This is a genomic window from Modicisalibacter tunisiensis (assembly GCF_020148005.1).
GTDB classification, from domain to species: Bacteria; Pseudomonadota; Gammaproteobacteria; order Pseudomonadales; family Halomonadaceae; genus Modicisalibacter; species Modicisalibacter tunisiensis.
Genome location: NZ_JAGXFD010000002.1, coordinates 21,529 through 34,624 on the forward strand (window position 1 = coordinate 21,529; position 13,096 = coordinate 34,624).

General features: G+C 68.2%; 14 protein-coding genes. 6 read left to right on the forward strand and 8 right to left on the reverse strand.

Annotated features, from left to right (window positions below; translation table 11 throughout):
• Positions 1–35 precede the first annotated feature (35 nt).
• Positions 36–1,208, forward strand: a complete 1,173-nt coding sequence (locus KGQ91_RS15195) for a fumarylacetoacetate hydrolase family protein (protein WP_163648510.1) — start codon at positions 36–38, stop codon at positions 1,206–1,208.
• Positions 1,209–1,295: 87 nt separating this feature from the next.
• On the opposite strand, the gene KGQ91_RS15200 is transcribed toward KGQ91_RS15195, so the two are convergent.
• The gene (locus KGQ91_RS15200) at positions 1,296–1,499 is read right to left on the reverse strand and encodes a cold-shock protein (RefSeq protein ID WP_163648509.1); all 204 of its coding nucleotides are present in this window, start codon (positions 1,497–1,499) and stop codon (positions 1,296–1,298) included.
• Positions 1,500–1,752: 253 nt separating this feature from the next.
• On the opposite strand from KGQ91_RS15200, the gene KGQ91_RS15205 reads away from it, so the two are divergent.
• The 4 genes from KGQ91_RS15205 (at position 1,753) to KGQ91_RS15220 (ending at position 4,379) form a co-directional block, all read left to right on the forward strand.
• Positions 1,753–2,595 carry an isopenicillin N synthase family dioxygenase gene (locus tag KGQ91_RS15205; protein ID WP_163648508.1) on the forward strand — a complete coding sequence of 281 codons (843 nt, stop codon included), beginning with the start codon at positions 1,753–1,755 and terminating at the stop codon, positions 2,593–2,595.
• 67 nt (positions 2,596–2,662) lie between these two features.
• Complete coding sequence (locus KGQ91_RS15210) at positions 2,663–3,073, forward strand: TM2 domain-containing protein (RefSeq protein ID WP_163648507.1); 411 nt, start codon at positions 2,663–2,665, stop codon at positions 3,071–3,073.
• A gap of 55 nt (positions 3,074–3,128) precedes the next feature.
• Positions 3,129–3,710: an exopolysaccharide biosynthesis protein gene (locus KGQ91_RS15215; protein WP_163648506.1), complete on the forward strand. Its 582-nt coding sequence runs from the start codon at positions 3,129–3,131 to the stop codon at positions 3,708–3,710.
• Positions 3,711–3,737: 27 nt separating this feature from the next.
• Positions 3,738–4,379, forward strand: coding sequence for a LysE family translocator (locus KGQ91_RS15220; protein ID WP_163648505.1), 642 nt, complete (start codon positions 3,738–3,740; stop codon positions 4,377–4,379).
• A gap of 167 nt (positions 4,380–4,546) precedes the next feature.
• On the opposite strand, the gene KGQ91_RS15225 is transcribed toward KGQ91_RS15220, so the two are convergent.
• Both KGQ91_RS15225 and dkgB read right to left on the reverse strand, forming a co-directional pair.
• The gene (locus KGQ91_RS15225; RefSeq protein ID WP_163648571.1) at positions 4,547–5,836 is read right to left on the reverse strand and encodes an MATE family efflux transporter; all 1,290 of its coding nucleotides are present in this window, start codon (positions 5,834–5,836) and stop codon (positions 4,547–4,549) included.
• A gap of 185 nt (positions 5,837–6,021) precedes the next feature.
• The gene (gene dkgB, locus KGQ91_RS15230) at positions 6,022–6,834 is read right to left on the reverse strand and encodes a 2,5-didehydrogluconate reductase DkgB (RefSeq protein ID WP_163648504.1); all 813 of its coding nucleotides are present in this window, start codon (positions 6,832–6,834) and stop codon (positions 6,022–6,024) included.
• A gap of 181 nt (positions 6,835–7,015) precedes the next feature.
• Here dkgB and KGQ91_RS15235 point away from each other — a divergent pair, with 181 nt between their 5' ends.
• Complete coding sequence (locus KGQ91_RS15235; RefSeq protein ID WP_163648503.1) at positions 7,016–8,152, forward strand: FAD-dependent oxidoreductase; 1,137 nt, start codon at positions 7,016–7,018, stop codon at positions 8,150–8,152.
• Between the two features lie 87 nt (positions 8,153–8,239).
• Here KGQ91_RS15235 and KGQ91_RS15240 read toward each other — a convergent pair whose 3' ends face one another.
• The 5 genes from KGQ91_RS15240 to KGQ91_RS15260 all read right to left on the reverse strand — a co-directional run bounded on the left by KGQ91_RS15240 (position 8,240) and on the right by KGQ91_RS15260 (position 13,067).
• Positions 8,240–8,923 (reverse strand): type 1 glutamine amidotransferase domain-containing protein, encoded by a 684-nt coding sequence (locus KGQ91_RS15240; protein ID WP_163648502.1) that lies wholly within the window; start codon positions 8,921–8,923, stop codon positions 8,240–8,242.
• 139 nt (positions 8,924–9,062) lie between these two features.
• Positions 9,063–10,259, reverse strand: a complete 1,197-nt coding sequence (locus tag KGQ91_RS15245; RefSeq protein WP_163648501.1) for an O-succinylhomoserine sulfhydrylase — start codon at positions 10,257–10,259, stop codon at positions 9,063–9,065.
• Positions 10,260–10,272: 13 nt separating this feature from the next.
• A complete protein-coding gene (purF, locus tag KGQ91_RS15250; RefSeq protein WP_163648500.1) occupies positions 10,273–11,790 on the reverse strand; it encodes an amidophosphoribosyltransferase in 1,518 nt (505 codons plus the stop codon).
• 6 nt (positions 11,791–11,796) lie between these two features.
• Positions 11,797–12,408, reverse strand: a complete 612-nt coding sequence (locus KGQ91_RS15255; protein ID WP_163648499.1) for a CvpA family protein — start codon at positions 12,406–12,408, stop codon at positions 11,797–11,799.
• Entirely contained in the window at positions 12,405–13,067 is a 663-nt protein-coding gene (locus tag KGQ91_RS15260) for an SPOR domain-containing protein (protein ID WP_163648498.1), read from the reverse strand. The genes KGQ91_RS15255 and KGQ91_RS15260 overlap by 4 nt, the downstream gene beginning before the upstream one ends.
• Positions 13,068–13,096: the final 29 nt, after the last annotated feature.

The following is a 13,096-nucleotide window of genomic DNA, read 5'->3' on the forward strand; positions in this document are numbered from 1 at the left end:
TTGTCGGCCCTCTCATCCGAACAGGAGGCTTTTTCATGTCGTCACCCTTGAGCGAGCGCTATCTGCCCGACGATCACGCGCGCGCCCTGCTGGTGGGCCGCGTCTGGCGCGACGTCCCACGTCCCGGCCCCGCCGTCGTCGCCGTTCGCGGCGGGGACGTGATCGACCTCTCCGCGCACGCCGCCACCCTCGCCGACCTGCTGGAAGATCCCCGCGCCCATGAACTCGTCGCCACGGCCGACGGCGACGTCCTCGGCAGCGTGGAGACCCTGCTTGCCAACTCGCTGCGCGATGAGCCCAGCGCTCTCTACCTGCTGGCGCCCTGCGATGTGCAGGCGATCAAGGCCTGCGGGGTCACCTTTGCCGTGTCGATGCTGGAACGCGTCATCGAGGAACAGGCCGGCGGCGACGCCTCGCGCGCCCATGCCCTGCGCGAGGAGCTGCAGTCGCTGATCGGTACCGACCTGTCGCGCATCCGGCCGGGCTCTCCGGACGCCCAGGCGCTGAAACGCGAGCTCCAGGCCCGGGGCGCCTGGTCGCAGTACATGGAGGTGGGAATCGGCCCCGACGCGGAAGTCTTCACCAAGTCACAACCGCTTTCGGCCGTGGGGTTCGGGCAGGGGGTCGGACTGCACCCGGCGTCGCAGTGGAACAACCCGGAACCGGAGGTGGTGCTGGCCGTCGACAGCCGGGGACAGGCCCGCGGCGCCACCCTGGGCAACGACGTCAACCTCCGCGACATCGAGGGGCGCAGCGCGCTGCTGCTGGGCAAGGCGAAGGACAACAATGCGTCCTGTGCGGTCGGCCCCTTCGTGCGCCTGTTCGACGAGCACTTCACCCTGGACACGATCCGCGGGGCGCAGGTGTCCCTGCGCATCGAGGGCAGCGACGACGACTTCCTGCTCGAGGATGCCAGCGACATGCGCCAGATCAGCCGCGATCCGCTCGACCTGGTGGCGCAGACGCTGGGCGCCCATCATCAGTACCCCGACGGATTCATGCTGTTTCTGGGCACGATGTTCTCGCCGATCCTCGACCGTGACGGCGAGGGCCAGGGCTTCACCCACCACATCGGTGATCGTGTGACCATCGCCACCCCGAGCCTCGGCGCCCTGGTCAACCACGTCGATCGCAGCGACGCCCTGCCGCCCTGGACCTTCGGCATCCGGGAACTCTACCGTCACCTGGCCGCGACCCAGACGCGCTGAAACGAAAAGACCCCGGTCGATTGACCGGGGTCTCGCGATTCGAGATCGCTTGGGCCGACGATGGCTCGCCGGCCCCGCCATCAAGACTTAGAGAGCCTTGATCTTGGCAGCCTGAAGGCCTTTCTTGCCCTGAGTCACCTCGAAGGAGACTTTCTGACCGTCCTGCAGGCTCTTGAATCCGTCTGCCTGGATTTCGGAGAAGTGAGCGAAGAGGTCGTCACCACCGTCGTCCGGAGAGATGAAGCCGTAGCCTTTGGTGTCGTTGAACCACTTGACAGTGCCAGTTGCCATTGTCGATTTCCTTAACTAGCTAAATATGATACCGGGTGGGCAAGACCGTCTCGCCTCGGGCCCGAAGTGCGTGGTAAGACAAGGGGGGAATGCGCACTGAAGAGTTTCGAGAATCGACAACCAACCGACGCCATTCAACTTGCTAACCTACGCAGCGGATCATGCATGATCGTTTCGAACCGTGTCAAGCTACGCTGAACTGGATCTCGCCGATCACGCCACGCCCGCAATACGCAACATAGATGGAAAAACCATGCACGTCCAGAACGTCGATTACACCTCGCCCGATGCGCCGCAACGTTTCATGACATCGCTCAAGGAGACGGGATTCGCGGTGCTGCGCAACCACCCGATCCCCTTCTCGCAGGTGGAAACGATCTACGCCCGCTGGGAGGCCTTCTTCGCCTCGCCCGACAAATACCGATGGCGCTTCGACCCGCAGCGCCAGGACGGCTACTTTCCCCCCGAGATCTCGGAGACCGCCAAGGGCCATGGCCAGCGCGACCTCAAGGAGTACTACCATGTCTACCCATGGGGACGTCTCCCGGAGCCCCTGCGCGACGATATCCTCGCCTACTATCGTCGTGCCGAGAGTCTGGCACGGACCCTGCTCGGCTGGATCGAGCGCGAGGCCCCGGCCGAGGTGGCCGAGGGCTTTCACGAGCCCCTGTCACGGATGATCGACGGCAGCGAGCAGACGCTGCTGCGGGTCCTGCACTATCCGCCGCTGGCCGGCGACGAGCCCGAGGGCGCGGTGCGCGCCGCCGCCCACGAGGACATCAACCTGTTGACCGTGCTGCCCGCGGCCAACGCGCCGGGGCTCGAGGTTCGCGACCGCCACGGCGACTGGCACCCGGTCCCCTGCGACCCCGGGCAGCTGATCATCAATGTCGGCGACATGCTGCAGGAGGCCTCGCACGGCTATTTTCCCTCGACCACGCACCGCGTCACCAACCCCGGCGACGACAGCCGCCATCGGGGGCGCCTGTCGCTGCCGCTGTTCCTCCATCCGCGCCCGGACGTGGTATTGTCCGAGCGATACACGGCCGACGCCTATCTGCAGGAGCGCCTGCGGGAACTGGGCGTGGTGTCGTGACCCCGATTCACGGGCGAGCCCGACGCGGCTCGCCCTCCGAAACCGCGAAACGACCACAGGAGTTGGCGTGACACAACTGGCATCCTCGAACACCCACAGCAAGGCCATCGGCTACCTGCTGTGGCTCTTCGGCTTCACCGGCGCCCACCGCTTCTACTACGGCAAGCCGGTCACCGGGACAATCTGGTTTCTGACCCTCGGCCTGCTGGGCATCGGCTGGCTGATCGACCTGTTCCTGATTCCGCTGATGGATCGCCAGGCCGACATTCGCTATCGAGCCGGGCCGATCGACTACACGGTCGCCTGGGTGCTGCTGACCTTTCTCGGCGTGTTCGGCATCCACCGCATGTACATGGGCAAGTGGCTGACCGGCCTGCTCTACCTGCTCACCGGCGGCCTGTTTCTGGTGGGCATTCTCTACGACTTCTGGACGCTCAACGACCAGATCACCTACAAGAACGCCCGTCGCGGCCTCTGACCGCGCACGGCACGGGGCAACGGAGCTGCCCGCCATCCACCAGGGAGGTTTCACGATGGCCGAACGCATGACACTGACCCAGTTGCTCGACGGCATGGACGAGGCCAACGCCGGGCGCACCATTCACCTGCAGGACATCATCGACACCTTCGCCTCTCGCGGCTTCGGCCCTCTGCTGGTCGCCCCGGCACTGATCGCGGCCCTGCCCACCGGCGCCATCCCCGGCGTGCCCACGCTGTGCGGCCTGTTCATCGCCACCGTGGCCGGCCAGCTGGCCCTCGACAAGCGCAGCCCCTGGCTGCCGCGCCGGCTGCGCGAACGCGGCATCGACCATGACCGCCTGCACGCCGTCGTCACCCGCCTGCGTCCCTGGACACGGCGCTTCGACCGGCTGCTCAAGGTGCGCCTACGGGTGCTGGTGAACCCGGTCTCGCGGCGGTTGATCGCCCTGCTGGCCGTCCTGCTCGGCCTGTCGATGATGCCCCTGGAGCTGCTGCCCTTCGCCGCCGCCCTGCCGGCGCTGGCCATCGTGCTCATGGGGCTGGGCCTGGCCGCCGAGGACGGCCTGCTGATGCTGTTCGGCCTGGCGGTGGTGATGATCGGCGCCTTCGTGATCTGGCGCTGGCTGCTGCCCTGACCCTCACGCTTTCGATATGAGGCCCCGATGCTGTTCGATACCCAGTTCCTGTCTTTCCTGCTGGCCATCACCCTGCTGAGCATCACCCCGGGCGTGGATACCCTGCTGGTGATCCGCAACACGGCCCGCGGCGGCGTGCGCGACGGCATACTCACCAGCCTGGCGATCTGCTGCGGCCTGTTCGTCCACGCCACGGTGTCGGCACTGGGTATCTCATTGATCCTGCTGCAGTCGGCCTGGGCGTTCAGCGCGCTCAAGCTGGCCGGGGCCGCCTATCTGGTCTGGCTGGGCCTCCAGAGCCTGCGCAGTGCGCGCCGCGGCAACCCGCTGCCGGTCGCCGGGGTGACGGGCGCGCAGCGCCCGGTCGGCCTCTGGCAACCGATCCGGGAAGGCCTGCTGTCGAACGTGCTCAACCCCAAGACCGTGGTCTTCTACATGGCCTTCCTGCCGCAGTTCATCGCGCCGGGGGATCCGGCGCTGCTGAAGTCGCTGTGGCTGGCGAGCGTGCATTTCGTGATCGCCAACCTCTGGCAGATCGGCATCGCCCTGATGGTGGATCGCGCCGGACACTGGCTGGCCAAGCGCTGGCTGTCGCGCACGCTGGATGGCGTGACCGGCTCGGTGCTGGTGCTGTTCGGCGTCAAGCTGGCGCTGGCCCAGCGCCCCTGACCCATCAACGACGCCGCCCTCGGGTTGCATGACCGAGGCCACCACGGCCACGAGCGCGCAGTCTCTGGCGGGGCAGGCCCGGGAAATTATGCTACTTATCGCTCTCGATAATAATTTTCAGTGCGAATTTGGCCAATATTTCGGTTAAAAACATATAAAAATGACTTTCATGCAGTGCTTTCCACCAGCTTTCCTCGATCGCCCAGCGAGTGCCGGAACAGCGCATAGGCCAGCGCCCCCGCCAGCAGGTTGCCCAGCGCCGCCCCCCAGGCCGTGCCGACGATGTCGCCGCCCCACTGCGTGCCCAGCCACAGGCATGGCAGGTAGCAGACGAACAGCCGAGCCGCCGACATCAGCATGGCCCGCAGCGGCCAGCCCAGCGCATTGGCGGCAGACACCACGACCATGCACACCCCGAGCAGCGCATAACTGGGCAGCAGGGCCCGGATCAGCGCCTCGAGTCCATCTCGCACCTCGGGATTGCCCGACAGCACGGCGGCCAGCCACGGGGCCAGCAGCGCCATGACCACGCCCAGCGCCAGCTGCCAGACCACCACCACCCTGAAGGCCAGCGCCATCAGCCGACGGATCTCCTGCCAGTGCCCGGCCCCGTAGCAGCGCCCGAGCCAGGGCGGCAGCGACATGGTCAGCGCCAGCACCACCATCAGCGACACCGTCTCCAGGCGGCTGGCCAGCCCCCAGGCCGCCACGCGCTCATCGCCCAGCGTGGCGACCACCGCCGTCGCCAGCATGGCCGCCAGCGGCGGCATCAGCTGGCTGACCATGGCCGGCATGGCGATGCCCAAGAAGGGGCGTGTCGACCGGCGCGCCTCGGCGACGAGACCGCTGGCGGTCAGCCAGTCGGAACGGCCCAGGCGCCAGCCGACGATGGCCAGCCCGCTGCCGAAGGCCAGGCTGGTGGCCCAGGCCGCCCCGGGCAGCCCCAGCCCCGCCCAGGGGCCGACGCCGAAGATCAGCAGGGGGTCGAGCAGCAGATTGAGCAGGCTGGTCAGCACCATCAGCTTGCCCGGCAGGCGGGTATCGCCGTGGGCGCGGAACAGGCTGTAGCCGAAATACAGCACGGCGCCCAGCCAGGCCGCCAGCAGCTGGGGGGCCCAGTAGTCGCGAATCAGCGGCAGCAGCGCCGGGCGCGCGCCGATCTGGCGAAACAGCGGCGTCTGAGCGACATGCAGCCCCACCACCAGGCAGGCGATCAGGGCACTCCCGCCGAGCAGCACCAGTGCGCCCAGTCGTCGCGCCCGGGCCGTCTCGCCGGCGCCCAGCGCCCGGGAGATCAGCGCGGCGATGGCGATGCCGATGCCCACCTGCACGCCGATGATCAGAAACGACAGCGGAAAGGTGAACGACTGCGCCGCCAGCGGCGCCGTGCCCAGCCGCGCGATGAAGGCGCTGTCGACCAGTTGAAAGCCCAGCAGGGACAGCACCCCGACCGCCATCGGCCAGGTCTGTCGCCAGAGTTGATGCGCCAGTGGAGACAACACGGCCTCTTCTGTTCAGGAAAAGCGCGCATTCTGGCATGTCCATCGATACAACCCAACACGCCCGGCAGGCATCACGCGACGGAAGCCGACCGACCGCTCCTTGTCATGCCGTGCCGGCCTCGTGCCCGGGCTGGCGGGGCTCAGGTGTCCCAGCTGGGGGCGAAATCGGGGTTGGCGATCCGCTCGCCGATGTCCAGCGTCTCGATGCGCGCCATCTCGTCATCGCTCAGCGTGAGGTCCAGCGCGGCCAGGTTGGCCCGCTGATGCTCGGGGCGCGTCGAGGAGGGAATCACCACGATATCCCGGGCGGCGACCCAGGCCAGCGCCACCTGGGCGGGCGTGGCCTCATGATTGGCGGCGATCTGCTGCAGGACCGGTTCGTGCAGGACCTTGCCCACCGCCAACGGCATGTAGCCGGTCACCTGGATGCCCTTGTCCTGACAGTGCCGGGCCAGCTTGTGATTGGCCAGGAAGGGATGTACCTCGATCTGGTTGGTGACGATATGCTCGCCGCCGGGGACCGAGAGCGCCTCGTTGAGATGGGCGATCGTGAAGTTCGACACCCCGATGTGCCGGGTCAGGCCGCGTTCGCGGGCTTCGGCCAGGGCGCCGATGTATTCGGACATGGCAACCTCGTCACCGGGAGACGGCCAGTGGATCAGCGCCAGGTCCACGTGGTCGACGCCCAGCTTGCGGACGCTTTCCTCGAGGCTGGCGATCAGCGCATCATGCTGCAGACGATCCCACCACACCTTGGTGGTCAGGAACAGCTCGTCGCGCGGCACCTCGCTGCGGCGGATCGCCTCGCCGACCGCTTCCTCGTTGTCGTACATCTGCGCCGTGTCGACATGCCGGTACCCCTGCGCCAGCGCCGAGGTCACCGAATCGATGGCATCCTGCCCCTTGAGCCGGAAGGTGCCGATACCCGGCTGCGGAATGATTGACGAGGCCATGCGGGACTCCTTTCGTTGCGTGGATCGGGACGCGCCGGAAGCGGCCGCCCGGTATCCGTCCTGCGGCCGAGCCTCCGGCTTTTCAAGCCCGCAGGTGCCCCGGCGGTATTCCGTGCACGAAAATCCCCCCGCCCACCGACACAATGGTAGGTTGGTGACAAGGCTTCCACGAGACTATCCGATGGACGAGATCACGCGAGTGGTGCTGGTCGGCGCCGGTCACGCCCACCTGCATCTGGCGGCGAACGTCGACCGGCTCATCGCCCGGGGTGCCCACGTCACCCTGGTGACGCCGGGCGCCTTCTGGTATTCGGGCATGGCCAGCGGCATGCTCGGCGGCGACTATCGCGATGACGAGGATCGACTCGACCCGACGGCGCTGATGCGTGCCCGGGGCGGCGACGTGGTGCAGGACCGCGTGGTGAGCATCGACCGCCGCCAGCGTCGACTGCATCTGGCCAACCACGAGCCGCTCGCCTACGACCTGCTGTCACTCAACCTGGGCAGCGAGGTCTATCGGCCATCACGCCTCGCCCCGCCGGGCACCCCCGATGTCTGGGCGGCCAAGCCCGTCCACCGCCTCTGGCAGTTGCGCCAGCAGCTGGAAAGCACCCTGGCGACGTCCGCCCCGCCGCCCCGGCTGGCGGTCATCGGCGGCGGCCCCACGGGCGTCGAGCTCACCGCCAACCTGCTGGCGCTGTTCGAGCGCTATGGCCGCTCGCCCCGCGTCACGCTGGTCGGCAACGACGCGCGCCTGCTCCCGGGGGCGCCGCGCGGCGCCGGGCGCTGGGTCGCCCGACGGCTGATGCGACGCGGCGCCCGGCTGGAACTCGCCGCCTCGGCCATGGCCTGGGAGCCGGGCACGCTGCATCTGGACGACGGCAGCCAGGTCGCGGCCGACCAGCTGCTGCTGGCCACGGGACTGGTGGCGCCCGAACTGATCGCCACCCTGGACCTGCCTCAGGACGCCCATCAGGGGCTGGCGATCACGCCCGCCCTGCATTCGCCCGACGACCCCCGCCTCTTCGCCGTCGGCGACTGCGCCTGGCTGGCCTCGGCGCCCTATCCCAAGCTCGGGGTGTTCGGCGTGCGTCAGGCTCCGGTGCTCCTGGCCAACCTGGAGGCCCGGCTTAGCGACGAGCCCCTGCAGCCCTTTCATCCGCAGCGGCGCTACCTGTCGATACTCAACCTGGGCGATGGTCGCGGGCTGGCGCTGCGCGGGCGCCTGTGGTGGCGGGGGCGCTCGGCGCTGTGGCTCAAGCGCCACCTGGATCACCGCTTCATGGCGACCTACCGGGCGGAAGACGACACCGACTGACGCCACTCGGGCACCCGCCCTGACACGCAACGGCCCCGGGAGCCGGGCTCCCGGGGCCAATCAACAGCGACGTTGTGCGGTGGCCGCTCAGCCGCGCAGCACCTGCAGCAGCAGTTCGGCTGTGGGGGCGCTGGAGGCCGGATTCTGGCCGGTGATCAGCAGGCCGTCGCGCAGCTGGAAGGCGGTGAAGTCGCCTTCGCTGCGCTCGAACCGGGCACCACGCTTGACCAGCTCCTCCTCGAGCAGGTGCGGCACCACCTCGGTCAGGCCCACGGCCGCTTCCTCGCTGTTGGTGAAACCGGTGACCCGGCGTCCCTCGACGATCGGCTTGCCGGAGGCGTCACGCACGTTGAGCAGCACGGTGGGCGCGTGACAGACCGTGGCCACCGGCTTCTCGGCGGTCAGGAAGGCCTGGATCAGGCGCTGAGAATCGGGGTTGTCGGTCAGGTCCCACAGCGGGCCGTGGCCGCCGGGGTAGAAGACCGCGTCGAAGTCCTCGGCATTGACCGAATCCAGCGGCCGGGTATGGGCCAGCTGCTCGCGCGCCTCCTCATCGGCCTCGAAGCGACGGGTCGCCTCGGTCAGGGCATCTTCCTGGGTGGAGTTGGGATCGACGGGGGGCTGGCCGCCGGCGGGGGACGCGAGGGTGATCTCGACGCCGGCATCCTTGAACACGTAATAGGGCGCGGCGAACTCCTCGAGCCAGAATCCGGTCTTGTGGCCGGTGTCACCCATGCGGTCATGGGACGTCAGCACCATCAGGATCTTCATCGAGGTCTCCTTGAATCCGATTGGCTTCAACTTCACCCCCTAGATGGAGACGTTCCGGGAAACTTCAAGGCGCGCAGCCGATCGGCACACGCGGACGGGACGGCGCGCCCGCCACCCCGCCACGGAGCGCGCCGAATGCTCAGGCCAGGGCGTCGAGGCCGCGCGCCAGATCCGCCTTGAGATCGTCGAGGGCCTCGAGCCCCACGGCGATGCGGACCAGCCCCTCGCGGATGCCGGCGGAGGCCTTCTGCTCGTCGGACAACCGCCCGTGCGTGGTGGTCGCCGGGTGCGTGATGGTGGTCTTGACGTCGCCCAGGTTGCCGGTGATCGACATCAGCTGGGTGGCGTCGATCACCGACCAGGCGCCCTCGCGCTCGCCGCGGATCTCGACGCCGAGCACGGCGCCGAAGCCCGACTGCTGCTGGCGCGCCAGCGCATGCTGCGGATGGCTCTCGAGGCCGCTGTAATGGACCCGCTCCACCGCCGGATGGGCCTCGAGCCACTGGGCCAGCGCCAGGGCGTTGTCGCAATGGGCGCGCATGCGCAGGCTGAGCGTCTCGAGCCCCTTGAGGAAGATCCAGGCGTTGAACGGGCTCAGGCAGGGCCCGCAGGTGCGCACCACGCCGAATACCTCCTCGAGCTCCTTGTCGCGCCCCACCACCGCGCCGCCGATGGCGCGTCCCTGGCCGTCCAGGTACTTGGTGGCGGAATGGATCACCAGGTCGGCGCCCAGCGCCAGCGGACGCTGCAGCGCCGGCGTCAGAAAGCAGTTGTCGATCGCCAGCAGGGCCCCGTGATGATGGGCGATCTCCGCCAGCGCGGCGATGTCGACCAGCTCGGAGAGCGGGTTGGAGGGCGTCTCGGCGAACAGCAGCTTCGTACGCGGGGTGATCGCCGCCTCCCAGGCCTCGAGATTGCCGAGTTCCACGTAGCGGGTGGTAATGCCGAACTTGCCCAGGTACTTGCTGAACAGGCTCACCGTGGAGCCGAACAGCGAGCGCGAGGCGACGATCTCGTCACCCGCCTCGAGCAGGGCCAGTACCGTGGACAGGATGGCCGCCATGCCCGAGCTGGTGGCCACACAGCGCTCGCCGCCCTCGAGCGCCGCCAGGCGCTGCTCGAAGATCCGCACCGTGGGGTTAGTGAAGCGCGAGTAGATGTTGCCCGGCTCCTCGCCGCCGAACTTGCGCGCCGCCTCCGCCGCACTGCGATAGACGAAGCTCGAGGTAGTGAAGATCGGCTCGCCGTGCTCCTGCTCGGCGGTACGCACATGGCCGGCACGAACCGCCAGCGTCTCCAGCGACAGGGCATCGGCGTGAAAGTCGTCTTGCTGCATGGTGCGGGCCCCCTCAGCCGTAGTCCTCGACGTCGTTGTGCAGATCGACCACGGCATGCACGCTGCCGTCCTGCGTCTTGGCCGCGTCGTTGCGCGAGGCCTCCAGGGCGGCCAGGTAGGCGTCGTCGATGTCGCCGGTCACGTACTGCCCGTCGAATACCGAGCAGTCGAAGCGCTCGAGGGCCGGGTTGACCTCGCGGCAGGCGTCCTTGAGATCCTCCAGGTCCTGGTAGAAGATCCGGTCGGCACCGATCAGCTCGCCGACCTCCACCTCGCTGCGCCCGTGGGCGATCAGCTCGCCGGCGGCCGGCATGTCGATGCCGTAGACGTTGGGGTAGCGCACCGGCGGCGCCGCCGAGGCGAAGTACACCCGATTGGCCCCGGCCTCACGGGCCATCTGGATGATCTGCTTGCAGGTAGTGCCGCGCACGATCGAGTCGTCGACCAGCAGCACGTTCTTGCCGGCGAACTCGATATCGATGGCATTGAGCTTCTGGCGCACCGACTTCTTGCGCTGGGTCTGCCCCGGCATGATGAAGGTCCGCCCGATGTAGCGGTTCTTCATGAAGCCTTCGCGGTAGGTCACCCCCAGGTGCTGGGCCAGCTCCAGCGCCGAGGTCCGCGAGGTGTCGGGAATCGGGATCACCACGTCGATGTCGTGCTCCGGCCACTCGCGGAGGATCCGGTCGCCGAGCTTGCGCCCCATCTGCATGCGCGTGCCGTAGACGTAGGCGCCGTCGAGGATCGAGTCCGGGCGCGCCAGGTAGACGTGCTCGAAGATGCACGGCACCAGCGAGGGCCGATCGGCGCACTGCTGGGTGTGCACCACCCCGTCCATGTCGACGAAGATCGCCTCGCCCGGCGCCAGGTCACGGGCCAGCTCGAAGCCGCCGACATCCAGCGCCACCGACTCGGAGGCGATCATCACGTCCTGCCCGGTCACCGTCTCGCGGGTGCCGAACACCACCGGGCGGATGCCGTGCGGATCGCGGAACGCGACCATGCCGAAGCCGTTGATCATGGCCACCGCCGCATAGCCGCCGCGACAGCGGCGATGGACGCGGCGCACCGCATCGAACACGTCCTCGGGATTGAGATGGTGGCCCTGCTTGCCCAGTTCGTGGGCGAAGACGTTGAGCAGCACCTCGGAGTCCGAGCTGGTGTTGATATGGCGCAGATCCGTGGAGTAGAGCTCCTGCTTGAGCTGATCGGCGTTGGTGAGATTGCCGTTGTGCGCCAGCGCCAGCCCGTAGGGCGAGTTGACGTAGAACGGCTGGGACTCCGCCTCGCTGGAGGAGCCGGCCGTCGGGTAGCGCACGTGACCGATGCCCAGGTGGCCCTTGAGACGCGTCATGTGACGCGTGTGAAAGACGTCGCGCACCAGTCCATTGCTCTTGCGCAGCAGAAAGCGTCCCTCGTGCCAGGTCATCATTCCGGCGGCGTCCTGCCCCCGGTGCTGGAGCACCGTCAATGCATCATAGAGCGCCTGATTGACCGGCTGAGTGGCCATGAGGCCCACGATACCGCACATTCCGCCTTACCTCGCTTGCGATGGACTCGCGGTGCCGTCGTCGGCACCGATCGATAACAGTGATTCGGCGCGGGTCGCGCCGCCGGACAGGTCGTCCGGCAGGGAAAACGCCCGCCATTCATCAAGCTTTTGGGGATGACGCTGCTGCCAGTCGCTGAAGCGCGCCACCGCCTGGTCGCGCAGCGACTCGAAGGTGGGCCGCAGTCGCGCCTGCTGCCAGGCCTGAAGCTGCATCAACGGGGTCAGGCTGATCAGCACCGTCGCCAGCACCAGGATCGCCCCGCCGCGCAGCAGGCCGAAGCCCGCACCGGCCACGCGATTGAAAAAGCCCATGCCCACCCACTCGACGGCCGCCTGGACACCGCGGATGACCATGCCGCAGAGCATAATCACCCCGAAGATCACCACCACGAAGGCCACGATCAGACGGATATCCGGCGAATCGATCCAGCCACCCAGCAGCTCGGCCACCGGCGGCGCCAGCCAGCGCGAGGCGAACAGGGCCGTGATCCAGGCGCCCAGCCCCAGCGCCTCGCGCACCAGCCCGCGCATGAAGCCGGCCAGCATCGAGGCGCCGAGCACCGCCAGAAAGACCCAGTCCAGCCAGGTCAGGGTCATTGCTCCTCCTGGATACGGATCAGCAGGCCCTGGAGGTTGACCTTCTTCTTGAGCTCGGTGCGCGCCTTCTCGCCCGCTTCGGAGGTGGCGAAGGGCCCCACATAGACGGAGGTCAGGTTGTTGTCGCGCGGGCGACGATAGGCGTTGAAGCCCTGGGCATCGAGCTTCTTCTCGAGCCGTTCGGCGTTGCCCGGCTCTCCGAAGCTGCCCACCTGCACCGCCCACTCGCCGGCCTTCGCCGCCGGCTTGCCCTCGTTGGGGCTGGCGGACGGCGCGCTCGCCGCCTGGCGCTGGCGATCTTCCGCATTGCGGGCCAGTTCGGCGATCGGATCGGGCTTGCTGTCGGTGCCGGTATCGCTCCGGGCGTCGCCGGCGGATTCCTGGCCGGCGCCCGCCGGCGATGCGCCGTCGGTCGTGGTGGAAGGTTGCGGCGCCGGCTCGCCGCCGGCCTGGGGCGACTGAATCTGGCCCAGGCTCGACGGCGGCTCCGGTTCGGCCACCGGGGCCTGCTCGACCTCGACGGGCTGCTCGATGGACAGGGCCGGCTGCGGGCGCGGCTCGCGCGCCGGCGGCTCGTCGAAGAGCATGGGAATGAAGATGACCCCCAGCGCCAGCAGGATGACGGCCCCGCTGACCCGTTCGCGCATTCCGTATTTCATGCGTCCCTCCTCGCGGCCCGGGTGCGGGC

Coding starts and splice junctions, on each gene's coding strand:
- KGQ91_RS15195 (WP_163648510.1), top strand. CDS start 36: ATGTCGTCACCCTTGAGCGAGCGCTATCTGCCCGACGATCACGCGCGC.
- KGQ91_RS15200 (WP_163648509.1), bottom strand. CDS start 1,499: ATGGCAACTGGCACTGTCAAGTGGTTCAACGACACCAAAGGCTACGGC.
- KGQ91_RS15205 (WP_163648508.1), top strand. CDS start 1,753: ATGCACGTCCAGAACGTCGATTACACCTCGCCCGATGCGCCGCAACGT.
- KGQ91_RS15215 (WP_163648506.1), top strand. CDS start 3,129: ATGGCCGAACGCATGACACTGACCCAGTTGCTCGACGGCATGGACGAG.
- KGQ91_RS15220 (WP_163648505.1), top strand. CDS start 3,738: ATGCTGTTCGATACCCAGTTCCTGTCTTTCCTGCTGGCCATCACCCTG.
- KGQ91_RS15225 (WP_163648571.1), bottom strand. CDS start 5,836: ATGGCGGTCGGGGTGCTGTCCCTGCTGGGCTTTCAACTGGTCGACAGC.
- dkgB (WP_163648504.1), bottom strand. CDS start 6,834: ATGGCCTCGTCAATCATTCCGCAGCCGGGTATCGGCACCTTCCGGCTC.
- KGQ91_RS15235 (WP_163648503.1), top strand. CDS start 7,016: ATGGACGAGATCACGCGAGTGGTGCTGGTCGGCGCCGGTCACGCCCAC.
- KGQ91_RS15240 (WP_163648502.1), bottom strand. CDS start 8,923: ATGAAGATCCTGATGGTGCTGACGTCCCATGACCGCATGGGTGACACC.
- KGQ91_RS15245 (WP_163648501.1), bottom strand. CDS start 10,259: ATGCAGCAAGACGACTTTCACGCCGATGCCCTGTCGCTGGAGACGCTG.
- purF (WP_163648500.1), bottom strand. CDS start 11,790: ATGTGCGGTATCGTGGGCCTCATGGCCACTCAGCCGGTCAATCAGGCG.
- KGQ91_RS15255 (WP_163648499.1), bottom strand. CDS start 12,408: ATGACCCTGACCTGGCTGGACTGGGTCTTTCTGGCGGTGCTCGGCGCC.
- KGQ91_RS15260 (WP_163648498.1), bottom strand. CDS start 13,067: ATGAAATACGGAATGCGCGAACGGGTCAGCGGGGCCGTCATCCTGCTG.